Below are 21,121 nucleotides of genomic sequence, written 5' to 3'. Positions count from 1 at the left end.
AGTATTTATGTCATTCCGCAAAAGCCTCTGGCTTACCGTAACCGTATGCGCCGCGCTTTCTTCTACGTCAGCTTTAGCTACTAACTACCATGGCAACAACTCTATAGTTGTCGCCAATAACGAAGCTGGTGTTGCTGCTACTGGTACCCTAATGAATTACCTTGAAAACTTACCAACTTCTCCCTCTGACTCAGAAACAGGCTGGATGCCAGGGTTCTCCGCTAAATATAGCTTGATGGGAGACTACTTTCCGGCAGTAGAGAATTTGTATTTTTCTGTGAATTACCAATTTAGCTCAGGAAATATCGCCTACAAGGGTGGCTATATTGGAACACCAGGAGTTCTCGACAGTACTACGGGAGAAACCACAAATAGAGTTGTTGCCCGTATCGGAAAAGCTTTTTCGCTGTCCCGAAATATTATGTTGACTCCATACATCGCTGGTGGTTATCAAGGTTGGAATCGAAAGCTTAGTTCCAGCGAAGTAGAAGATTATAGCGCGGAGTTGGCCGGTATTGGCGCTAAATTACAGTATGCATTAAACAGACGAATGGTTTTTGGAGTCGGCGCTGAATGGTTGGCTATATTGGGAGGATCAATGACGCCTCATATAGCTCAATTTCGTGATCTTGGTGTGGCAGGTTTTGATGTCAGCGGGGAAGAAAAAGTCGGCTTCAATGCAGATTATCGCATAAGTGGACCCTTCCATATTTATGGCGGCGTAAACTATACGCACTTCAATTATACCGGCGGGTTACTGAATGGTGGATTTTTTGAACCATCTAGCGCCACCAACTTGCTTGGCATGAATCTTGGTTTGGCATACGCATTCTAAGGATTGACTCAACTCTTGCTGAACCATAAGTCGCCTCAAAACCCGCAGGGATAGTTGCCATGATCACCAGAAAATTGACTTGCAGTCAAAGCGCTTGCGCTAGCGTAGCGGGTAAGCATAACCAGCAAAGCCCAAACCACCATGGCGTGTCATTGATGCTGTCCCTTGCAGGCCCTACTGGCTGCCCTTGCCGGGAGCATTCCGACAGGTGCAACCCGTGACCGCCTCGCAATGGCGGGGATTGGTGCAGGTAGATCCCGTGCTAGCTGTGACTAAGAAGACTGCCGGGTTGATGATAACACTGACCAGGAGTCGTTTACCCCTTGTCGTTTTCTGTTGCTCCCTCCTTGGGGGCTGTGCTTCTTGGTTTAGCCCAATGCAGACTGCTGGCATTGGCAAACCACAAGACACTGCAAGCACAGACAACCGCGGAATCTACCACGACAAGGCTGGGGACTACTTTTCCGTATACCCCGTTCCGTTAGAAACGACCACCGCTGCCGCCAAGGTGGCTCTGCAGCGGATCGGGATGGACTACGATGCGGTGATTAGCCGCAGCTCAGGCCATGTGGTCATCCAGGGCATGACCGTGAACCAGGATATGGTGACAGTCACACTGGATGCCGTCGCCCCCACTGCCACACGGGTCTCCATCCACTTCGACTACTACGGGAGAATGAAACTCTCCTTACTTTTTCAGCACGCGCTGGCGAAAGAGGTGAAAAGTCGATGATCGCTGGAAGAAGTGTGTGATCTTCCATATGAGCCGCAGACGAGCATGGTGAGAGCGTCGGAACCTTGCACCTCTCCCATCTTCGACTAAAAACCCCTTGCAGGGCCAGGCTGGCTGCCCTTGCCGGGAGCATCCCGACAGGAGCAACCCCCACGGGCATATGGTTACGACAACCAAGATGATTAGTGTTCAGTCTGCCTGAAAACAAAAAATCTGGTCAAACTTAGAGGAAGGCATGGCTAAACGCTGGGCGTTGTGGGGATTGTTTGCGGTGCTTTCTGTTGCGGCACTCATCAGCAGCTTGGGAACGGCGTTTCAGACGCTTCCGTTGAATCCAGGTAAGCGTTTAGGCAACCCACCTTCCCAAACTTCCTGACCTGACCGATCCTGATCCGCGTTCAGCGAGGAGGGATGGCTATGACGAAGGATGAGAAGGCCGCTTATTGGCGGCGGCAGGTAGACGGGTTTCTGGCGAGCGGTCTTTCAGTTAAGAATTACTGTGCGCAGGAAGGGATCGCCGTAGCCACCCTGCATTACTGGCGCAAGCGATTTGCCGATGCTGTAGAACCGCGGCCAATAGTCCATGGGACCAAGGGGTTTTTGCCGGTCACTCTGGCGCCGGTCCGGCCGTCTGTTTCGCCGGTAGAGATTATGCTGTTGTCGGGCCGCAGTCTGAAACTGACGGGGCCGATGGATACCGGCTGGTTGCAAACCTTGGTGCGCGTCCTCGAAAGCCCATGTGGTTGAGTCCGGGCAGCCGCATCTGGCTGGCGGCAGCACCCGTGGATATGCGGCTGGGCTTTGATGGTCTGGCGGCCAAGGTTCAAGGGATGCTGGCTGCAGATCCTTTTTGCGGTCATGCTTTTGTTTTTCGCAACCGCCGCGGCGATCGACTGAAACTATTGCTCTGGGATGGTCTGGGCTTTTGGCTCTTGTACCGCCGCCTGGATCAGGGGCGACTGCATTGGCCCAAAGCCGATACGGGTGCCGTAGAGCTGTCGGCCGCGCAGTGGGCGATGCTGGTGGAGGGGCGGCCGTGGACCCCGTTGCCGACCCTTGAAAAATGCACGCCTACACTGCTGTAAGTGACTGGAATTGCTTGTATAAAGACCCCATTTCTGGTACTATTCTTCCATGAATCCAAGGACTTCCACCCCCATTCCTACAGAGCCAGAAGCGCTGCGCGCTCTGGTGCTGAGCCTGCTGCAGACGCAACAGGAAAAGGAAGCGGAATGGGCAGAACGCGCCCGGTATATCGCCCAACAGGAACTGGCTATCGCCCTGCGCGATGAAACCATCGCCCGCCTGGAAAGCACCATCGCCAAGCTGCAGCGCTGGCGATTCGGTCGCCGTTCGGAAAAACTCTCTCCTGACCAGATCAGTCTCTGGGAAGAAGCGTTGGATACCGAAATCGCTGCGATGGAAAGCATCCTCGAAAGCGTTCTGGAAGACAGTGCGGCGGTGACGGCTTCCCGTCCAGGAACCGAAGCACCAGTAGCACCTGCACGTCCTCCTCGCCGCCACCCTGGCCGCATGCAGCTGCCCGACACCTTGCCCCGAGTGGAAGTGCATCACGATCCTCTGACCTGCACCTGCGGGCAGTGCGGCGGCCTCTTGGAAACCGTCGGGGAAGAAATCAGCGAGAAACTCGATTACATCCCCGGTCATTTCCAGGTCATTCGGCATATCCGCCCCAAACTGGTCTGCCGCCCCTGCGGTACCATCGAAAGTCCGGCATTACCGGCACAGGTGATCGACAAGGGCTTACCCACGGCGCGCATGATCGCCCACGTGATGACGGCGAAACATGTGGATCATCTGCCTTTATATCGGCAGGAAACCCAGTACCTGCGGGCGGGCGTACCAATCTCCCGCGCCACCCTTTGCAGCTGGCTGGGCCAGGGAGAATACTGGATCAGCCTGCTCGCTGAGGCCTGCAAAATGGCTTTGCTGGAAGGGGCTATCTTGCACGCCGATGAAACCCCCTTACCGGTGCTCAACCCCGGCAGCGGCAAGACGGACAAGGCCTATCTCTGGGTGTATCGCAGTCAGGAGGATGCCCCGCATCCCATCGTGGTCTTTGATTATGCCCCGGACCGTAAGGGCATCCACGCGCAACACTTCCTGGGCGACTGGAAAGGCATTCTCCAGACCGATGACTATGGGGGCTATGATGCCCTCTACCGCAAAAAGCAGATCATCGAAGCCGGATGCTGGGCCCATGTGCGGCGACACTTCTATGACGTGGAGCAGCGTGGTCCGAGTCCGGTGGCGCAGAAGGCACTGGCCTGGATTGCCAAACTTTATGGCATCGAGGCGGACATCAAAGAATCCCCGCCGGATCAAAAAGCCGAAGCGCGCCAACAACGGGCAGGCCCGCTGCTGGAATCCTTCCGGGCCTGGCTCAGCGAAACCCAGATGCAGGTGGCCCCTAAAAGTGGTATCGCCAAAGCCATCGGCTACGCTCTGAAGCGTTGGAAGGCGCTCACCCTCTATCTCGAAGAAGGTCGGCTCAGCATCGACAATAATCCGGTTGAGCGGGCGCTGCGGGGCGTTGCGATTGGTCGCAAGAATTTTTTATTTGTTGGAAATGATGCCGGTGGGGAACGGGCGGCGTCCTTCTACAGCATCATCGAAACCTGCAAGCTTAACGGCGTCGAGCCCTTCGCGTACCTCTGCGACGTACTCGAAAAATTACCCACCTGGCCCAACAAACGGCTCCACGAACTTTTACCCTGGAACTGGAAAAAAACTGCATTAGCCTGATCGGCGCCAACCCGCAAGGGTGGGTTGCTTAGACGCTTACGAATCCAGACATGGCGGAGATGGCACAGATTTACAACGGCATCACCCAGTACGGATTGAGGTTCCCATTAACTTGGGGCTATACCCAGGACAATCAGGTGTTGAGCCTTCTGCCATTCGCGGAAATTTTTTATGCCATTACGGGCGTTTCCGGGGCGAGCGTCGTCATCCAAGGATGGCTCATATTTGTGGTAAACGCTGCTCTAACGGGCTTGTTAGTTAAAGTGGCCACCAAATCATGGGCGTGGGCATGGCTGGCATGGCTGTTCGCTTTATTAGCCAGCCCGATGGCCATCGGCCAGCCTGCCATCCTAGCCTATCCCGTCACCCATAACAGTGTGTGGGCATTTGGGTTACTCGGTGTCATTGGTCTGATTCGTTACTTTACCCACCGTCCAAGTTGGTCGATCCCGATCGTATCGTTCTGCATTATCGTTGGTACAGTCTCAGACCCATGGTTTGCGGCAGCATTCACTGTTCCAGCATTCATTCTGGCCTGGTTCTCCAGACGACTATTTGAAATAGATAAACCATCGCGAAAGCGAATGCTCAAAGGTATCGCCTACAGTTATATCATAGGCAAATTATTGTACTTTTTTGGTGAACTTGCTGGAATGTTACCGTCTGATGGTCTTTCCTTTGCAACTTTCCCACAAATGATAAACCATGTCGGACTACTAGCGGAAAGTATTGCATTATATTTCCAAGCTTATCCCGCCCCGAGTAACCATGTTTTGCAGGCCATTCTGGTTGTTTACGTGATATCAATGACTGTTGTTATAGCACTTGGGACCAGCACTGCCTATTTAAAAAATAAAGAAGCGAAAATCCTGCTAGTCTTTTCGGTGTTGTCATCCATAGTTATAGCATCCGCCTTCATTTTTACAGCCTACGCAGACGGGATTGGGTCAAGTCGTTTTATCGTTAATGTGTTCTATATTGGCATCTTATGGATCATGATAACTGCGGCGACATTGTGGAATTCACAAAAAATCATAGCACAAATATTTGTTGCGATGGCCATCGGCGGATATCTTTTTCTGGGTGCTGCCAATATAGCTGAAACAGGTTGGCGTTATTCAGCCAACTGGGGAAACACGAGAACAGTAGCGGTATTCCTTGCCGATCATCATTTACATAACGGTTATACCGAGTATTGGAATACGGAAAATGCCTGGTCTTTAGATATTTTCACGAGAAATACTGTTGTCCTTCATGCTTTGGGTCCTAACATGGGTGTCCTGTGGCCCCGTGACGCGGCACAGTCAACCATCTGGAACAAGCCGACCCACGAATTCAGGCCAACTTTTTTCATCTTTAACGCGTCCGAAGCTGGCTACAAAGAAGCTGCCATGAAAACCTTCGGACGCCCGAAACAAGTGCTACATTTCGAGAATGACACTGTTTATCTATATGATCACGATCTCAGTCAACAGCTTGCACTAACCATGAAAAATGGAATGATCCGATGGAATATAAAGAACAATAAAAACAACAGAAAATCCATTTCCAAGGTTGGCAGAACTCTTGATATCAGCTCAGGATGGGCACAAAATGCTTACTCATGGCTAATGATCCATGGGCTTGCAAAATAATTAGCCAATATCCCAGCATGACGCAGTAATCATATCAGCACCTTGCGCATATAAAACCCATGAATAAGTCCCATTAGCATAAGGGCCAGAAGAAGGATATACCCCTGAATTATCATTGCCTGAAGTGCCATACTGAGTCATGGCGCATATATCATAGTTTCCGATATTTTCAGATGTAGCCGTACCGTAAGGGATCTGCCATGATCCTTCATATGTATATCCACCCCCCATCGCCTGCCAAGACCCACCCTGGCAGGCCAGCACCTGCCCACTCCCATTGGCGTTCGCGGCAATCTCTCCGTTCGGCGAGCATCCCCAGCCGATATTGGCACTCCCGAAGGCCGTGCCCAGAATAACCCGACTGCCAACCGTGAGGGTATCCGAAGTGCCAGCGTAGCCGTTATTGTTCGCATAAAACCCGGGGGTGTTGATATTCCCCGACGCCCAAAGGTTTCCGGATTGCGAACTGTCACCGGCATTGTTGGCCCACCAAGAGCCGTTATCCATCGCAAACGCATTATTTGCCGTCGAATTATATTGCGCATTCACATCACCTGTACTATTGACGTAGCCACCTTGCAGTTCCCCGCTGCCCCAGACGTTGCTCACCTCTGCTATCTGTGCTGGCCCGCTACCATTCTGGTTCTGGATATAGAAGCTCCCAGGAGTGCGCACAGCGGCATTACTCGAATCCCCATAGTAGTAATTGCTGCCTATTTGCAACGCGCCCGGCTGGCCATTGGGCTGCCCTCCGGCCAGAGTTTCGGACTGAGCATTGACTTCGTTCGCATTGTTGACGCTGTTCGCCCCCATATTCAGATTGGTCTGCATGGTGTTCAACTGCGGCTGGCCGGGGACTGCGACGCGGTAGAGGTAGTTGTTTTCCAAATTGCCGTTATTGAATGCCAGTAGTGCCGCCAAATGCCCAGGCCCGGGGTTGGTGTATCCCGACATGGAAACCTGCCAGCCGGAATAGGCACCGTGGGCCACCATATCATTCAGGGTACCGTATTGGCCGTTGTAGGGGACAAACCCGCCCTGGGCCCCCGCCTGTGCGGCGATCATCGGAGCTTGCACCTGTCCGATTTGCGTCCCGCCCTGGGTGAGCACCAACGCCTGCAACTGGCCTGGCGTGGGTTGAAGCACTTGCACTTGCCACATCTGACCAAAGGGATTCGCGGCGCTGAAAGCGTTCGGCAAATAGCCGGTATTCTGCAGCATCGATACCGTGATCGTGGCCGGACTACTGGCTGTGCTGTTCGCCTCAACTGCCGAATAATTGGCCTGGATGTATGCCTGCGCCGCCCGCGATACCTGCTGCATCTGCTGCGCCGTGGTGGCCGCCTTGGCGTTATCGATGGCCATGGTTTCAAAACGCATATAGGTCGGGATCATCAACAGCCCGACCAGTGATGCAAACAACACCCCCAAAATTGCGCTCATGATCCGCTCCTCAATTCCCTATCTGCACAATCGAAACCGCATCCCCGTTGGGCACCTGGACACCTGATGGCAGGTTTCCCATAGGGCCATACACCGGAGAACTCCATTGCGTTCCGCTCACCAAACCCATGGAGGCGTCTCCATTCATATTCTTGATCGTCTGAAACACGGCGGAAGCTGGTAGCGTCGCCCAGCATGTGATGATTCGCCCCTGTCCCGAGGCCGTAGCCGTTATCTGATTGTCGGCTCCTTGCAGCAACGGCATTCCGCCCGGCAGCGCGAGGCTGCTGGCGGGCACGCTGCCGGTAAAGGCCGGATTGGCGCTCGCATAGACGCCCACGGCGTTGCGGTAGGCCACAAAATCCTGCCCCACGGCGGCGGCGGAAACCTGTGCCACCGGTGGTAAAACCGCATCCGCCTGGTTGCGGGCCAGTCCCTGCGCGCTCACCATAAAAACGGCCAGCAACATCGGCAATATCCAGAAGATCATGGCAATCCACCCCCCATAAACAGTCGCCGCTGACGATCCACTTCACTTTTGAGCAAGTGGAACTCCCCACCTCGCAATGTGGATCGCAACCCGTCCACGTTCTCCCCGGTAATCAGCAAGGGCTCCACCGTCAGTACCCGCTGGGGAGGGGCATTTCTGCCGGGAATCCCTTGCAGGGTGTTAACCCCATGCCGGGTGTCAATCTGGCCCGGCAAACCATTTCCGTTGATGTTGTTGCTCAATCGCAAGTGCATGGCGGCACGCAACGCATCCGCCAGTAAAACGGAATCCCCGGCGAGCCGCGCCAATCGCGCCAGACCCGTAAGCAGATCATTGGCATGCAAGGTCGTCACCACCAGGTGCCCGGTCAGGGCGGCATGAATCGCCTCTTGCGCCGCCGTCTTGTCACGGATTTCCCCGATCAGTATCAGATTGGGAGACGCCCGCAGTATGTGCCGGATCGCTTCGCCAAAGCCGTAATCGTCCGCGACTTCCAACTGGTAGCAGACCCCCTTGCCATGGCGCCCCTGCAAGGCCAGCTCGATAGGATTCTCCGCCGTCCAGCACACCCCGCCAGACTGCTCCAGGCGCTCGATGATATAGGCGGCGGCCGCCGTGCTCTTGCCGCTGCCCGTCCGACCTAAAAAGGCCACCAGCCCTTCCCTGAATCCCGTCTTGTCATCGGTGGCCAAAAGACGCTGCGCGATCATCGGCGGGAAACCGAGATCCGCCAGGTGCCTGGGCGTAACGCCGTAACGCCGGCACACATAGATGGCCCCTTCCGAGGTGTCCATGCGCTCCACACGTAAGCGCGTTTCTTGCCAGTCCACCTTGAAATCAGGTGAACCTCCTTTATCCCGGTCAGAGCGACCTATCAGCAGCGCCCGCAGGCGCGCCAATTCCTCATGGCACGACTGTGGCAAGCCATGCGCCTCCAGAGAATCCGGCGTCACCTTGTACCAGCACGACGCCGGATCGTCGGTTACGAAGAGATCCGAGAAAACCACCTCTACCAGAGACACGATTCAACTAGAACGCAAAGGTCAGGGTGTTGCTGCTCGATGCCGCACAGGCATTGTCTATGGCCGCAGGCGTCGCCGGAGCGATGGACGTGCCAACCTGTGATCCGTTGATGGACAACGTCTCATAGCTGGTCACGGCCTTCGCCACACCCGAGCAGCCACCGGAGGAAAGACCGGTCTGCGAGATATCGAACCACGCCGGATTGCTGTCTGCGGTAACGGACACGCTGCCGCCCCAGGGATTGACCAGGCTGCTCCCGTTCCACATGGAAGAAGGCACCAGTTTATCGGTTACCAGCGTTTGCGGCGTTATGGAACCCAGCGAGGAATAGTCGCTTGTGCCGGAATAGTCGCCTGTGATCTGAGAAGCGATCGTGGTGACGTCGCTGACGTCATTGGAGGTTTTGTTGTCGGCGAACGTTTCATAGAGGATGTACACCACGGCGGCAACGCCCAGTGCCATCATCAGATATTTAAACAGGGTACCCAGTATTTCACTCATCGCACTTCTCCTCTCGCCCTTTCGGGAATCTATTGAAAATCACATCACTTTTGTAAAACGCAGCCCCGCTCAACCAGCGAGGCCCGGAACGGAACCCATCTGTGTCGAAAGACTGTTGATAGCCACCATCAGAAAACCCATTGCCCCATACATGGCCATTTCCACCAGAAACCCGAAGGTTTTTGCTTTCACCGTGGTCTGCCACTCCAATTCGTCGGCCCACTGCACCGCCACCCTGGAAATACGCACAGCGAAATCCTTGAATCCCGACATGGAGGCAATGTCGTCTATCATGTCGGGGTTGGGGAAACCCGCCGGTTGCCCGCCGAACTTCACGCCGTACAGGGCTTCCGGCAGGCTTGCACCGTTCTCCATCTGCCGCCGTACCGATACCAGTCGCTCCTTGAGCCATGGACTGGCCTGCTTCGCCTGACGTTTCAGTATCTCGACATCGCCCATGCCCGCCTGCAATAACGCGGAGAAGCCCAGCAGCCAGGTATAGCCCTGAATGTCTCGATAAAAGGACCATGGGAAATAATGCTCTGCGCGCACGCGCCAACCGCCCGTCCAGCGGGGTAATGACCAGATCACCAGAACGACCAGAATCAGTACCGCTACCACGGGAAGAATGGCCCACCAGTTCGTGGCGAAACTGCTGGCAACGTACAACGCTCCGATAAGCCCATGCGCATGGCTCGCGGGAAGCGCCTGCTGCAAACCGGGAATCACGAATGCGCCAAGCCCCCATAACATGCCGATCAGGGCAACCAGATAAATAGCTGGCCTGACCAGGTTCGAAGTCAGCGCCCGCTTGACCTTGGCCACGCGCTCCTTGGCTTCCAGAATGAGATCGAAGGACTGCGCGGGTGCGCCGGACAACTCACCGCTGGTGATGATCATGGTCTCGTCCTGCGGGATCCAGGCACCCATCGCCTCAGACAGGGTCTTGCCGTTTTTCATACGGCGCACCATATCGCCGATGACCTTGGCGGAATCCTTTTTACGCCGGCGCTGCAATCGTGCCTGGAACATTTCCAGCGCCGGGATGGCGGCAATATCATTGGCAAACTGTGTGGACAGGTGCCGGTACAGGGCGGAGCGGATCTTCCAGCCGAAGGCCAGACGATCCATGAAGGCGCGAAAACCTTTCGCTTTGGGGTTACCAACGGCTTTTTTCGTACCCCTTGCAGGGTGCAACCCCCTTGCAGGGTGCAAGCCCGTTGGACCACCCGGTTTCCACGGCAGCCAAGCCACGAATGTCTCCAAATCTTTGGTGGAGGGGATAAGGTCCAAAACCGCATCCAGAATACGCATCAGCGATCCTCCTCGCCCTTGGGAACCACCACGTCCACATACTGTCCGACATGGCGGGGATCTACCGACCCCTCCAGCACCCGCATGACCGCGTTCTCCATGAGGGATAAATCCGTATCCTCCCGTTGGCGGTGATTACGGCGCGCGACGTCCGTGCCGTGCTCAATGAAATCCCGCATCAGCCGGGCATCCGTGACCACGACCTCGGCCACGGCCATGCGACCGGCGATTCCATCGCCGCCGCAGCGCGCGCATCCCGGCCCCTTCAACCGAACAGCGCTGATATCGCCGTAGGTTTTTAAGGCGGACAACAAACGATCCGGGATCTCTTCGAGATGTTCTGACAAGGGAACAGAACAATGCGGACAGAGTTGAGGCACGATCCGTTGCGCGATCAGCCCGCGCACGATCTTGTGATCACAGAACACGCGCCGATGAAGGCGTTGCGGATCCATCATCTCCAGGCGCTCCACAGACAGAAACGGGTCGGTGACATGCAGGGTGGTCCACACCTGGTGCCCGGTCAGGGCGGCATTGAGGGCGGCCACCGCCGAATCAGGTCCGCGCAACTCGCCCATCAGAATGATGTCCGGATCCATGCGCAGCGCGGTACGCAGTTTTTCGGCAAAGGCGTCTCCGGTTTCCTCTTCGGTTCCGGCATTGTTGATCACCATCTGCACCGCCCAGGGCAACGGATATTCCACCGGGTCCTCGATGGTGACCTGCCGCTTCTCCGCCCACTGCCTGGCCACGTGGGCCAACATTTGCGCCAGACTCGTGGTCTTGCCCGATCCGGTCGGTCCTGTAAAAGCGATTACGCCATTGGGGGTTTCCGCCAGGAACATCAGCAACGCCACCTGCAAAGGGGTGTATCCCATAGCGGATAGCCGTAACTCGCCTTCAGGACGCCGCGGCGATTCCAGTGTGGGCAGGTCCGTCCGCCCCTCGTGCGCATCCGTGTACTGCAGACGCATCACGACAAAGCCACCACCAGCTTCCACGGGAAAGGCCGGGCCACGTACCAGACGCACGGACGTCAATCCCATATCCGCAATGGCTTCTCCGGAGATCTGCGCATTCTGGAATTCCAGGGGATTAAAGGACGAATCCTTGACCGTTGCCACGCCTTGATAGAGTGCCCGCGCCATTTCTTCGGCTTCCCGCTGGCTGACCCGTGCCAGTACTTTGAGATCGCCCTTGCGGCGCACCTGGATCTCCGCATGAGTGCCGCGCATCAGCATATGAATATCCGATGCCTTGTAGCGGGCGGCATTGGCCAGTAGCGACAGAGCCATGGCACGCACCTGAAGGTCGTTGTCCTGACCGCCCCCGCTCATACGAAGTCCCCGTGCCCGTAGTGCTGCCACTTCATCCAGATCTGTCACCACCATCTGCAGACGTACCCCGGCGGCGCGGCAGCGATCCATCCAGGTCAGCAGAAGGGGGTCGCCGGAACGACGGCGATCCACGTGCACCTTGCCAGAAACCATGTCCAGCGCCACCGCGTCCAGCAAACGATCCGGTAGCGGCGGCAAAATCGCGGTGGCTGGCGGCAACTCAATCGCGGCGTGCATTTCAGCGGCCATACAACACCCCCTCGACATTCCACCCATCGGCACGCATGGCAACGCGCGCAATCCGGAAGCCGGGAATGGCATTCCAGTTCACGGAGAATGGCGCGACCGGCAAAGTGAAATGTACCTGGGCCTGAGGGGCAGGCAGCGCTGTTTTCCCAGCTAACTTTCCACCCGGCAGCGTGCTGACTGGTGGCTGCGATAACACTGACTGTATGGTGGCTTTCACGCCCATGCCTTGCAGAAGGGCGAAAAGAGCGCTTTCTTCCGCAGGCAACGGCTGGCCGTTGTTCCATCCGGCGGCACGCTTCAAAGCCAGCGGGATACTCTGAAAAACCTTATTCCCGCCGGCATCCAGTACTCCCTGCGGCCGCACCGCAGTCGTTGCCCCTGGCATCCGCCGCCAAACAATGGATGCCGCATTGCCGACGCAGGAGACTCCGTTTGCCGTCCATCCATCCCGGGATACCGGTACGTTCTCGATGGCGCCGTCACAGGAGGCCAGCCAGGCATTCGGCAAGGGCGTGGTCAGCAGGGGCGAAGGCAGGGCTTTTTTGACCTGTTGCTGTTCCAGCAGGGCATGTATTCGCGCCATGGCCAATTCGCGAGCCCGTTGCGCCGCCAATTGATGTGCATGCCACCAAAGACCACCAGCTCCGGCCACTACGACGATAGCTGCCAAAGTTGCCGCCGCCCGCAGCCAGTCTGGCGCACCATGCAGGGCGAAAACAGGGGACGGCTTAATGCCTTCAACCAATGCCGACAGATCGTCCAGGTTGCCTTCCACATAGGTCCAGTCCCCAAAACCGGAATGCCGTTCGCGGGCGGCGTAGATTTCCGCTTCTCCACCAATGACATCGCCGTCCGGGAGGATGGCCTGACCATCGCGAACAGCGATGTACCACCACAAACCGTCTGCGATTTTGTAGATACCCAACCAAGGTTGCCGCTGGGAATCGGCCACAGCCGCCGCCAGAGAAAATAGTCGCTTCGGTCGCTTTGATTCATCAACAGCGGCACAGAATCCTGCCTGAATGGCGTCCTCTCCAACGCGCAGGGCAGCCCAGTCCGTTTGTAGATCCGCACCCTCTTGCCGCAACTCGGTGCGCAAAGGTTTCTCTTCAAAGCTGCGCCAGAGCATCCCCGCCACCCATCCGCGCTTGCCGACCGTGATGACGCGGGCGGCGGGGGTTGCACCCTGCAAGGGGATCGAACTCTCGTCTAACGAAGAATTGCGCGCTGGCATTATTCGCCAACTCCAATAGATGAAACACCCGATTGCGGCGATTCCCTACCCATGCTGGGAGCACCGCTTCCGGGCATCCCTCCCATGGGTGGGTTTGCACCCGGCACGGGCAAGGAAACCGGTGGGGCAAATGAGGGCGGAGTGAAAGACGGGGGTGTGCCGTCTCCCGACCCTTGAGACTCCGGGAAGCCATTTCTGCTGGGTGCGAAGGGTAAACTCTCCAGGCCATGCTTCCCGGACACGTTTACCCCGTGGGCCGTGATGCTGCGGACCGTGAAACCCCCCGCGACCTTCGCGCCAGTCTGGACCAGTGTTTCACCCCCGCTGGGCATGGCGATTTGAGCGGTAAGATCGCTACCGGAACCGGAGATGGAAAGCACCTGCGGGAGACTTTCGGACTCCGCCGCCGGCAAGGAATTTGCGCCTCTCAAGGGGGACGCACCCTGCAAGGGAGACGCCTCCATCGGGAACGTCGAAGGAATGCCTCCGTAGAGTGATTGGTTTGCGCTCTGGAAAGGGGTGCCCCCGTCTCCAGAAGGTTTGCCAGCCTCCGTAATCCCATGCTTGAGCTTGGCGACCGCCAGTTGTCCCTTGAGCAGGGCGATCTGGGAGTACAGCGCGTCAAGTTCGCCGACGGTGGCGACTGAAGAATGGCCGGAGCCTTGTGAAGGACTTACGACCTGTAAACGCGTTGGACCAGCCGAAGGCGCTGCTTTCGGCAAAGGACTCGCTATGGCTGATGCGGATACAGTAATCAAAGCGCATCCCAGCCCCAATGCAAACGTGCAATCCCGGATGGAAGTGGTAAGGAGTGGACGCATCAGAGAATCCTCGCGGTAATGACGATGGCGATCATTTGCTTGCTGGTGTTGGCGTCCGCGCCGCCGCCCAGCAGCGGCAGATAGGGGCTGCCTACGCCGTTGTGTGTCGTGGACCCGCCTTTCTGGCTGTACCCCGTCAGCAAGAGCGTTTGCCCGGGCTTCAGCTTCACGGATTGCTGGAATGTGCTGCTGTCCACCGTTGGCACCTGTATGCTGTTACCACCGCTGCTGATGGTCTGGATGCCCACCAGGTTGCTGATCGTCATGTTCATGCCGAGCAGAATTTTCCCGTTGGTGATCCGAGGCAGGAACATTGCCGTGAAGCCAGTGGTGACCGTACCCGGGATCAGCCCGGAGGTCGCGCCCACATTGGCTGTCTGGGTCGTACTGCTCTCCGCCAGATATCCGGTCTGCTGGGCCACCTGAATAGGCGCCGGCTGGCCGTTGAGCGAGATCGTCGACTTGCTGAACACCTGGCTCACACGCCCCAGAGTGGCCAGAGCCTGCACGGCGACGCTGCTGCCCTGCCACTGGCCCGCGGCACCGGTGGCGGAGTTCAGGATATTGGCCCCAATGGACATGGGTTGCGTGCCGCCCGTAGCGGTCGGCGGGGCCACCCCCTGCAGGCTGACGCCGTACTGCTTGCCCAGACTCTGAAACGCGCCAGCGAGGTTTATCCCGTAGTTCTGCTCGTTGTTTACTGTCACGTTGTAGACATGCACGGTGATGGCCACCTGCCGTTCCAGTTGTCGGGAGAGCCCATGCACCCATTCCCGAACGTGCCGGATCTGCGGCGGGGTGCCGGTTACCGTGACGGTTCCCGTGGACCCATCCGCTTCCACCTGGGCGCCGAGGCCGGCCACGGTCTGGGCGATCTTCTGTAGTCCCGCCCAGACATCGATCTTCGAAGTGTTGATGATGCTGGTGGTGCCGGTGGACTCATTTCCCTGGCCACCGGCACCACCAGCACCCATGGACCCGCCCGTGGGCATGGACCCGGCTCCGCCGCTACCGGAACTCATGCCGCCGCCCATGGCGTTGGCTCCGGCGCTCGCCACGATGGACCCGCTGGATCCCGTGGACCATGCCAGGGCGGGGATGGAGAAAGTTTTTGTCTCGGTCCGAAAGATGCGCACCGCGCCATCCCGGTAGCGCCACCACACGCCGTTCCTGGCGGTGATCATGTCCAGCAGTCCGGCAACGGATCCGTGCCAGTCGAGCGGAATGCCGCGGGAGGCGTGCCCTGATTGGCCTCCAGTACCCTGCAGGGGGTTTGGAAATCCGCCGGTCTGGCTGGGTAGTGGCGGCAGCATGCCGCCGCCGGGCGCAGCGGATGTGGAAGACTCCTGAGAGTCCTCAATATGCACCGGAATACCCTTCTTTTGGGTGATCTTCCCGGCAATCTGCCGTAGGGTCATGGGGTAGGTATAAATCAGCGTGATGGATTGTTTCAGGATCGCCGGCATCGCATGGCGCACGTCAACCACGGTGCCCAGCAGGAACGGCGTATCCACTGTGCTCACCACTGGCGGGGCCTTGGGCGGCTGATAACGCGTAATGGCCCGCTCCGTCTGTACCTGCTTTTCGTGCGCCTGATGAAAAGTGGCGCAGCCCGCCAGGGTAAAAGGCAAGATGGCTGTGGCGATGGCGATTTTTAAGAGGTACTTATTGCGCATGTTCGTTTTCTCCAATGCTTTTGGTGCTGTTGATGCTTTCAGGCTTTAATGCGCCATGCTCTTCGTAATCATCCAAAATCTCGCCGAGTAGCCGGATGCTGTCCGGGTGCCCGGCGACCAGCATGAATCCCTGACTCTTCTGGTCGTGATAGGCCAACGTATCGAGGCCGCGCGCCTTGGCGTCGTCGATGAACCCCTGGTTTTCCTGCAGGTTGTCGTACATTAAATTTCTCCTTGTTCAACTGCCGCCGATGCGGAATGGTTCTTCTTCGCATGGGGTTCGCACCCGGCACGCGTCCAGAAATACCCCTGCCCCAGATGCGCGCCAGCGGCCAATGCCAGCCGGTAGTCCGCGTCTGTTTCAACCCACTCAACGATCACCTGGGCACCGCCGTGGGAGAGGTGCTGGCACAGTCCACGCAGATAGTCCGGCCCCTTGTCACGGATCGCCTGGAAGTAGGGTCCGTCGATCTTGCAGAAATTGGCTTTCACGGCTCCCGCCCGGCCCAGTCCATCCACGCCGGTTCCAGCCCCTATGTCGTCTATAGCAAGGCGAAACCCCAGTCCTTTCAGGAAATTGAGTTTTGCCAGGACGTCCACCAGTTGCTCGTCACGAAAACGCTGTTCCGTCCACTCAATGACGATACGGCTGGCATGATCGCGCAAGGAACGGACGGACCCGGAAATGTGCCAGTCCAACAATTGGTGCCCGTGCAGATTGAGAAACAGCAGTCCGTGCATATCCGGTAACAGCAGAGGGATTTTCTGCGCCAGGAAGGCATACCAGTCCTGCCACTCCGATTCGCTCCAGGACGGGCAACACGTTTCGCCAGCGAGCAATTCCTGACCGATAACGTCGCCCGTAAGCAGATCCACGATGGGTTCCAGGCGATATTTCATAAATTCGTCCTTGTAGGGTCCGTGAATGGAATCTGTACGGGGTTCATCGGTTCCCTTGCAGTGTGCTAACCCTCAAAACGTGATGATGAGCAGAGCCAGCAGAAGCACCCGGTCGATCAAGTGGCTCATGGCTGCCCGCCAATAATTTGCCGGTAATGCGCCAGTACCGCAGGTACATAATTCTGAGTCTCCTGAAAAGGCGGAATCCGGTATCCCGCGTTGATCACCGCTTGGCCTCCCGCGTTGTAACCTGCGATCGCTAATGGCCAGCTTCCGAGTTTCAGCGCCAGGTGCCGCAGGTATGCGGCACCTGCGAAGAGTGCTTCTTTCGGATTGAAAGGGCTGCCTAATCTGCCGTCCGCCAGGACTCCATATCTGGCCCACGTTCCTGGCATAAACTGCATCAATCCTTGCGCTCCCTTGGGGCTGACAGCATCCGCGTTGAACCCGGATTCCTGGGCGGCCACGGCTAACAGTAATGGTGCCGGAATGTGATTTTCCGCCGCCGCCGCATTTGCCCACCGCACATCCTGTTGTGGTATAGCGCCGATGTGCGTGGGATAGGCGGTACTGTCGGTGATCTGTTTGTTGGGGTGCGCATACATCGTCTCCACCGCCAGAATCCAGGCACCGGCGGCAACGCCCCAGCAAGGGGACTTGCGCAGGGTGGCTACAGAGAATCCGTAAACGCCCAGGACGGGTAGCCATTGCTTAGGGATACCCATAGGTCCTATTCCGCCTTGCCCTTTTGCGGCGGTTACGACGCGCTCAATGGCCGTTACTGGCACATGGTAAGCAGTCGAGGCTTCCGTCATGCAGGCGAGCATGTCACTGTCTCCCGCATGGAATTGGTGGGAGACACCCAGCTCAGGTATATTGATATTCCCTTATTTCTACACATGAACAAGGAGTTGCTCCCATGAAAAAGTTTTCCATTTGTCATCATTTTGCACACCCATACCATTCCGTTTTCCGTGTTGCATTGCCATTTATATTCATAAGTCTGGCCGGGTGTGCCTCCCATAATGACAACCCATTAAATCTCAATAATAATTGCGCAAACAGCACTTCATGTACTGTCCGTGCAATAGCAAAAACCGGATTTCTGTTTACTTTTAACACCGGTTTCCCACCACGAAGCACTGAACTTGCAAGTGCAAAAGCATTTTGGAGAAAGCAGAACGCACACAAAACTCCACTCTGGAATCGCTCCGCAACCATTTGCTCTGATATCGTAAACTCCAGGCCGATAAAAGGAGTAACCACACGACAAGGTGGCATGGCGCTAATTGGCTGCCAGATTATAAACCTCATATAGTTATTCATTTGTTATGAGCCGTGCGGTTAATTGTGTATGCGCTGGCGCCCCATTTAGCGACAAATTAACGGCATGCTTTGTCAAAGTGGACAATACAGCCAGTCCCTTTATCTCTAACCCACTATCGTTAACAAAATTAAAACGTGCTTTTACTTTCCGGTGCCCTTCTGGAATAAGATAGATACTTATGGTATATGGTTTATAATGAAGCATTACAGCACTGGTAAAATTGTTTTGAAGTCTCGTGGCTGAAAACAGTTCAAACAGTTGTCCGTCGATCTTTCCGTTTATCACGATATTCGCACGATGAAAATCATGATCGCTGGTGGGCCGGGCTAAAATAGTCACGCCCGTGCCAAAAACCAAGACGAGCAGCAAAAGAGCCGCGATAATTTGGAATGCCCGATTGCGTATCAAAACATGCATGTTAGCCACACAATCCCGTTGACTTTGTAGCTTCACTCCCCACCCCCAGCGCCGCTGATCACCACGGTATTGTTCGCCGTATGAAAGACCGCATGGACGTTCGCGCCATTCGCGGAAAGCGCCTGAATCACCTGGCTGACCGACTTCTGAAAATCACCTCTGAACGTCGTGGTGTTCGGCACTTGCCAGTCTTCAGGAACCTGCCAGACTACCGTCCAGCCGGATTGCTTGGCCCATTTCTGGAGATCGGTGAGGATGAGGTCGCCCTGGTTGAGGAGGAAGACGGGGGTCAACCCCAACAATACGGGTTGTACTCGGTCACCGGGTTGTGTTCTGGTGGGCAGTGACGCCTTGGCGGAAGACGGGACCAAAGGGGTTGCACCCAGCGAATGAGCTGTATCCTGCCAAATAGTCGATGTGCCTGGATGGTCAACCGTCACTCGCAGATGGGTTTGTTTGTACCCCAGCAAATGAGGCGTTGGTTGATAAGTGGGCAACACGGGGGCAGGCCACAGGGTCAGAATCCGCGGTCCCCACCAGATGGCGCCATGCAATCCGGATTGCTCCATCACGGATTTTAATGCGACGATCCAAGACTTACCGTGCCCGTTGTATAAGATGGGAGAGCCCAGAAATACATTTGTTTCCGGCTTCGTATATACGCGCCAACCGTAGGGCAGGATTTTCTGAATGGCCTGCGCAGCGGTGCCCTCGCCGTGGGTAGAGGTGGGAGCGGCAGTCCCCGTGCCATGTTCTGCCAGAATCGGCTGGATGGTGAATGCCGACTTGAATCCTTGCAGGGCGGGTATTTGCCCCGCTGATGATGAAATAGGCAGGAACTGCACCCGGTCACGGGGTTGCGCCGAAGCTGACGCCACCATGGCGGGCGGGTTGATAGAATCGTGCGTTATGATCTGCAACATGGTGGTTTCCTATAGTTTTACAGTGACAATGATGTGACGGGCTTGCGTTAAAACTTGCACGTCAAGATAAGGTTGCTTCCCTAGCTTGTGCAGGATTACGGCGACCGCGACGGACTTCCCCCAAGGCAATCCATCGCCGATGACGCCCATGGGTGCAGAAGGGTGAATGCTGACCTGATAACCGGTACTCGCTGCGACCTGGCGCAGCACGGATTGCAAATCGCCGCGCTGGAGCGTCAATTTCCGCTTTAGCGTGGCAGGTAATCTGCCGATTGCAGGCTCATGAGGTTGCAACCCAGCAGTGGGGTTGGTTTCTGCGGTCGCAGAGGAGAGAATCCGCACCTGCAACAGCCGCAGTGGCTCGTTGACGGTAATGTCCACGGTGGACAGGGATCCGATGGCGAATAGGGCCTTTTTTGCCGTCGTAATTCCCGGTAACAAAATACTCGACAACGAAACGGTCGATGGATTTCCCTGCACTTGCAGGCGGTAACCCAGTGCGCGCGCGATTTCTCTGATCGTAGATTCAGTGGCTTGAGACTGGATGACTACTTGTCGCCCCAGTACCGAGGGCTGTTGCATCACGTGTATGTCAGGGTAGGCGTGCGCCGCCATGTTGGTCATCTTGGCCACTTTCCGTGCGGGCTGCCATGTTCCCCATCTGCTGCCGTCTTCAGAAGACGAGTCGGCACCCGTGCTGACTGGTGCCAGTTGGTAACTAACGGGTGCCGCCGGAGGTTGGACGGCCTGGTATATGAACATGGTTCGGATGTGGTCCTGTCGGCTCTTTCTCATTGGTGGTATAGCTGTCTTGCTAATGGTATAGCGCGGGCACTGCGGCGATGATTGTTTTCGCTGTTGATCAATGGTCTTCGGGAATGCTTGGCTGTAGCGCATGGATCAGTGGGTGCTCCTTCGGTAGCCCAGTGTTAAAGAAGCTATCAGACACCCAATTTTGCTTGTTCGCCTGTTCGATGGAGACGGATTGCATGACGTCCCAGATGCCTGCCGATGTGTGGATGCAAAGCAGCCGGCTATTCCCATCAAACGCAACGCAAACCACGCCTTCGCGCCATTTGTTTTTGTGGCGCCGCCGCGCTGTGCTGCCGTCGCCGAAAGCGTGCAGCAATGGCCAGAGCCATAGCGCGGCTTCAATATGGTGAGCCTGGTACACAACTTCCAGACCTGTCGGGATTGACCTATCGGCCGGCGTGCCTTGAAAGACATTGAGCCCGCTGCCGCCCAGTATGGTAAGCCGGGCGCGATATTGTAGATCTACGCTCGTCCATCCCAGCGTTTCATCGAACAAATGCTTCATGAATGTCATGGTCATGAGCACGTCACTCCGTGAAGCGGGATGGTTGTATTTGCCATCGCGCATATCCTGCAGCAGGTGGCTGTAGTGGGGATCGCCCGCCAGCGCCCTTTGCGCGATGGCGGGAAAGTCCGCATTGACCAAAGGGTCTTGCTCTTGCGCAATCAAGTCGTCACGCATCAT

The 21,121-nt window shown here is 56.5% G+C and carries 24 protein-coding genes; 7 read left to right on the top strand and 17 right to left on the bottom strand.

Annotation, left to right across the window (positions count from 1 at the left end; all coding sequences use genetic code 11):
• Positions 1 to 7 precede the first annotated feature (7 nt).
• The 7 genes from H2515_RS11380 (at position 8) to H2515_RS11350 (ending at position 5,968) form a co-directional block, all read left to right on the top strand.
• On the top strand, positions 8 to 835 hold the full coding sequence (locus H2515_RS11380) for a hypothetical protein (protein ID WP_156103913.1): 828 nt from the start codon (positions 8 to 10) through the stop codon (positions 833 to 835).
• A gap of 376 nt (positions 836 to 1,211) precedes the next feature.
• Positions 1,212 to 1,568: a hypothetical protein gene (locus tag H2515_RS11375; RefSeq protein WP_198660188.1), complete on the top strand. Its 357-nt coding sequence runs from the start codon at positions 1,212 to 1,214 to the stop codon at positions 1,566 to 1,568.
• Between the two features lie 235 nt (positions 1,569 to 1,803).
• On the top strand, positions 1,804 to 1,944 hold the full coding sequence (locus tag H2515_RS11370) for a hypothetical protein (protein WP_198660187.1): 141 nt from the start codon (positions 1,804 to 1,806) through the stop codon (positions 1,942 to 1,944).
• 41 nt (positions 1,945 to 1,985) lie between these two features.
• Positions 1,986 to 2,315 (top strand): IS66 family insertion sequence element accessory protein TnpA, encoded by a 330-nt coding sequence (tnpA, locus tag H2515_RS11365; protein WP_198660186.1) that lies wholly within the window; start codon positions 1,986 to 1,988, stop codon positions 2,313 to 2,315.
• Positions 2,306 to 2,653, top strand: coding sequence for an IS66 family insertion sequence element accessory protein TnpB (gene tnpB, locus H2515_RS11360; protein ID WP_198660185.1), 348 nt, complete (start codon positions 2,306 to 2,308; stop codon positions 2,651 to 2,653). The genes tnpA and tnpB overlap by 10 nt, the downstream gene beginning before the upstream one ends.
• A gap of 49 nt (positions 2,654 to 2,702) precedes the next feature.
• On the top strand, positions 2,703 to 4,334 hold the full coding sequence (gene tnpC, locus H2515_RS11355) for an IS66 family transposase (protein ID WP_198660184.1): 1,632 nt from the start codon (positions 2,703 to 2,705) through the stop codon (positions 4,332 to 4,334).
• A gap of 50 nt (positions 4,335 to 4,384) precedes the next feature.
• On the top strand, positions 4,385 to 5,968 hold the full coding sequence (locus H2515_RS11350) for a hypothetical protein (RefSeq protein ID WP_198660183.1): 1,584 nt from the start codon (positions 4,385 to 4,387) through the stop codon (positions 5,966 to 5,968).
• Here H2515_RS11350 and pilV read toward each other — a convergent pair whose 3' ends face one another.
• From pilV to H2515_RS11265, 17 genes are all read right to left on the bottom strand, one after another.
• The gene (gene pilV, locus H2515_RS11345) at positions 5,969 to 7,411 is read right to left on the bottom strand and encodes a shufflon system plasmid conjugative transfer pilus tip adhesin PilV (protein ID WP_198660182.1); all 1,443 of its coding nucleotides are present in this window, start codon (positions 7,409 to 7,411) and stop codon (positions 5,969 to 5,971) included.
• 10 nt (positions 7,412 to 7,421) lie between these two features.
• Positions 7,422 to 7,901, bottom strand: coding sequence for a type IV pilus biogenesis protein PilM (gene pilM, locus H2515_RS11340; protein WP_085537836.1), 480 nt, complete (start codon positions 7,899 to 7,901; stop codon positions 7,422 to 7,424).
• A complete protein-coding gene (locus H2515_RS11335; RefSeq protein WP_198660181.1) occupies positions 7,898 to 8,923 on the bottom strand; it encodes an ATPase, T2SS/T4P/T4SS family in 1,026 nt (341 codons plus the stop codon). Before H2515_RS11335 ends, pilM begins: the two co-directional genes overlap by 4 nt.
• 7 nt (positions 8,924 to 8,930) lie before the next feature.
• The gene (locus H2515_RS11330; protein ID WP_198660180.1) at positions 8,931 to 9,425 is read right to left on the bottom strand and encodes a type 4 pilus major pilin; all 495 of its coding nucleotides are present in this window, start codon (positions 9,423 to 9,425) and stop codon (positions 8,931 to 8,933) included.
• Between the two features lie 69 nt (positions 9,426 to 9,494).
• Positions 9,495 to 10,739 (bottom strand): type II secretion system F family protein, encoded by a 1,245-nt coding sequence (locus H2515_RS11325; RefSeq protein WP_198660179.1) that lies wholly within the window; start codon positions 10,737 to 10,739, stop codon positions 9,495 to 9,497.
• Positions 10,739 to 12,325, bottom strand: a complete 1,587-nt coding sequence (locus H2515_RS11320; RefSeq protein WP_198660178.1) for a GspE/PulE family protein — start codon at positions 12,323 to 12,325, stop codon at positions 10,739 to 10,741. The genes H2515_RS11325 and H2515_RS11320 overlap by 1 nt, the downstream gene beginning before the upstream one ends.
• Positions 12,315 to 13,559, bottom strand: a complete 1,245-nt coding sequence (pilO2, locus tag H2515_RS11315; protein WP_198660177.1) for a type 4b pilus protein PilO2 — start codon at positions 13,557 to 13,559, stop codon at positions 12,315 to 12,317. The genes H2515_RS11320 and pilO2 overlap by 11 nt, the downstream gene beginning before the upstream one ends.
• Positions 13,559 to 14,380, bottom strand: coding sequence for a type IV pilus biogenesis protein PilP (pilP, locus tag H2515_RS11310; protein WP_198660176.1), 822 nt, complete (start codon positions 14,378 to 14,380; stop codon positions 13,559 to 13,561). Before pilP ends, pilO2 begins: the two co-directional genes overlap by 1 nt.
• Positions 14,380 to 16,056 carry a secretin N-terminal domain-containing protein gene (locus H2515_RS11305; protein WP_198660175.1) on the bottom strand — a complete coding sequence of 559 codons (1,677 nt, stop codon included), beginning with the start codon at positions 16,054 to 16,056 and terminating at the stop codon, positions 14,380 to 14,382. Before H2515_RS11305 ends, pilP begins: the two co-directional genes overlap by 1 nt.
• On the bottom strand, positions 16,046 to 16,279 hold the full coding sequence (locus H2515_RS11300; protein WP_035195462.1) for a hypothetical protein: 234 nt from the start codon (positions 16,277 to 16,279) through the stop codon (positions 16,046 to 16,048). Before H2515_RS11300 ends, H2515_RS11305 begins: the two co-directional genes overlap by 11 nt.
• Positions 16,279 to 16,956 carry an EAL domain-containing protein gene (locus H2515_RS11295; protein WP_198660174.1) on the bottom strand — a complete coding sequence of 226 codons (678 nt, stop codon included), beginning with the start codon at positions 16,954 to 16,956 and terminating at the stop codon, positions 16,279 to 16,281. Before H2515_RS11295 ends, H2515_RS11300 begins: the two co-directional genes overlap by 1 nt.
• A 125-nt stretch (positions 16,957 to 17,081) precedes the next feature.
• Positions 17,082 to 17,783, bottom strand: coding sequence for a lytic transglycosylase domain-containing protein (locus H2515_RS11290; protein ID WP_198660173.1), 702 nt, complete (start codon positions 17,781 to 17,783; stop codon positions 17,082 to 17,084).
• 115 nt (positions 17,784 to 17,898) lie between these two features.
• Complete coding sequence (locus tag H2515_RS11285) at positions 17,899 to 18,282, bottom strand: hypothetical protein (protein ID WP_198660172.1); 384 nt, start codon at positions 18,280 to 18,282, stop codon at positions 17,899 to 17,901.
• Positions 18,275 to 18,709, bottom strand: coding sequence for a hypothetical protein (locus tag H2515_RS11280; protein WP_198660171.1), 435 nt, complete (start codon positions 18,707 to 18,709; stop codon positions 18,275 to 18,277). The genes H2515_RS11285 and H2515_RS11280 overlap by 8 nt, the downstream gene beginning before the upstream one ends.
• A 23-nt stretch (positions 18,710 to 18,732) precedes the next feature.
• Positions 18,733 to 19,623: a toxin co-regulated pilus biosynthesis Q family protein gene (locus H2515_RS11275; protein ID WP_198660170.1), complete on the bottom strand. Its 891-nt coding sequence runs from the start codon at positions 19,621 to 19,623 to the stop codon at positions 18,733 to 18,735.
• Positions 19,624 to 19,632: 9 nt separating this feature from the next.
• Positions 19,633 to 20,385 (bottom strand): hypothetical protein, encoded by a 753-nt coding sequence (locus H2515_RS11270; protein WP_198660169.1) that lies wholly within the window; start codon positions 20,383 to 20,385, stop codon positions 19,633 to 19,635.
• A 100-nt stretch (positions 20,386 to 20,485) separates the two neighbouring features.
• Complete coding sequence (locus tag H2515_RS11265; protein WP_198660168.1) at positions 20,486 to 21,121, bottom strand: hypothetical protein; 636 nt, start codon at positions 21,119 to 21,121, stop codon at positions 20,486 to 20,488.

This window comes from Acidithiobacillus ferrivorans (genome assembly GCF_016250455.1).
Classification (GTDB): Bacteria; Pseudomonadota; Gammaproteobacteria; order Acidithiobacillales; family Acidithiobacillaceae; genus Acidithiobacillus; species Acidithiobacillus ferrivorans.
This window is presented reverse-complemented; position numbering and strand designations above follow the sequence as displayed.

What these genes read in the sequence shown, in the direction of transcription:
- tnpC (WP_198660184.1), top strand. Translation starts at nt 2,703, where the DNA reads ATGAATCCAAGGACTTCCACCCCCATTCCTACAGAGCCAGAAGCGCTG.
- H2515_RS11380 (WP_156103913.1), top strand. Translation starts at nt 8, where the DNA reads ATGTCATTCCGCAAAAGCCTCTGGCTTACCGTAACCGTATGCGCCGCG.
- tnpA (WP_198660186.1), top strand. Translation starts at nt 1,986, where the DNA reads ATGACGAAGGATGAGAAGGCCGCTTATTGGCGGCGGCAGGTAGACGGG.
- H2515_RS11300 (WP_035195462.1), bottom strand. Translation starts at nt 16,279, where the DNA reads ATGTACGACAACCTGCAGGAAAACCAGGGGTTCATCGACGACGCCAAG.
- tnpB (WP_198660185.1), top strand. Translation starts at nt 2,306, where the DNA reads ATGTGGTTGAGTCCGGGCAGCCGCATCTGGCTGGCGGCAGCACCCGTG.
- H2515_RS11290 (WP_198660173.1), bottom strand. Translation starts at nt 17,783, where the DNA reads ATGCTCGCCTGCATGACGGAAGCCTCGACTGCTTACCATGTGCCAGTA.
- pilP (WP_198660176.1), bottom strand. Translation starts at nt 14,380, where the DNA reads ATGCGTCCACTCCTTACCACTTCCATCCGGGATTGCACGTTTGCATTG.
- H2515_RS11275 (WP_198660170.1), bottom strand. Translation starts at nt 19,623, where the DNA reads ATGTTGCAGATCATAACGCACGATTCTATCAACCCGCCCGCCATGGTG.
- H2515_RS11295 (WP_198660174.1), bottom strand. Translation starts at nt 16,956, where the DNA reads ATGAAATATCGCCTGGAACCCATCGTGGATCTGCTTACGGGCGACGTT.
- H2515_RS11320 (WP_198660178.1), bottom strand. Translation starts at nt 12,325, where the DNA reads ATGGCCGCTGAAATGCACGCCGCGATTGAGTTGCCGCCAGCCACCGCG.
- H2515_RS11330 (WP_198660180.1), bottom strand. Translation starts at nt 9,425, where the DNA reads ATGAGTGAAATACTGGGTACCCTGTTTAAATATCTGATGATGGCACTG.
- H2515_RS11265 (WP_198660168.1), bottom strand. Translation starts at nt 21,121, where the DNA reads ATGATGCGTGACGACTTGATTGCGCAAGAGCAAGACCCTTTGGTCAAT.
- H2515_RS11270 (WP_198660169.1), bottom strand. Translation starts at nt 20,385, where the DNA reads ATGTTCATATACCAGGCCGTCCAACCTCCGGCGGCACCCGTTAGTTAC.
- H2515_RS11375 (WP_198660188.1), top strand. Translation starts at nt 1,212, where the DNA reads ATGCAGACTGCTGGCATTGGCAAACCACAAGACACTGCAAGCACAGAC.
- H2515_RS11325 (WP_198660179.1), bottom strand. Translation starts at nt 10,739, where the DNA reads ATGCGTATTCTGGATGCGGTTTTGGACCTTATCCCCTCCACCAAAGAT.
- pilV (WP_198660182.1), bottom strand. Translation starts at nt 7,411, where the DNA reads ATGAGCGCAATTTTGGGGGTGTTGTTTGCATCACTGGTCGGGCTGTTG.
- pilO2 (WP_198660177.1), bottom strand. Translation starts at nt 13,559, where the DNA reads ATGCCAGCGCGCAATTCTTCGTTAGACGAGAGTTCGATCCCCTTGCAG.
- H2515_RS11370 (WP_198660187.1), top strand. Translation starts at nt 1,804, where the DNA reads ATGGCTAAACGCTGGGCGTTGTGGGGATTGTTTGCGGTGCTTTCTGTT.
- H2515_RS11350 (WP_198660183.1), top strand. Translation starts at nt 4,385, where the DNA reads ATGGCGGAGATGGCACAGATTTACAACGGCATCACCCAGTACGGATTG.
- pilM (WP_085537836.1), bottom strand. Translation starts at nt 7,901, where the DNA reads ATGATCTTCTGGATATTGCCGATGTTGCTGGCCGTTTTTATGGTGAGC.
- H2515_RS11285 (WP_198660172.1), bottom strand. Translation starts at nt 18,282, where the DNA reads ATGAATAACTATATGAGGTTTATAATCTGGCAGCCAATTAGCGCCATG.
- H2515_RS11305 (WP_198660175.1), bottom strand. Translation starts at nt 16,056, where the DNA reads ATGCGCAATAAGTACCTCTTAAAAATCGCCATCGCCACAGCCATCTTG.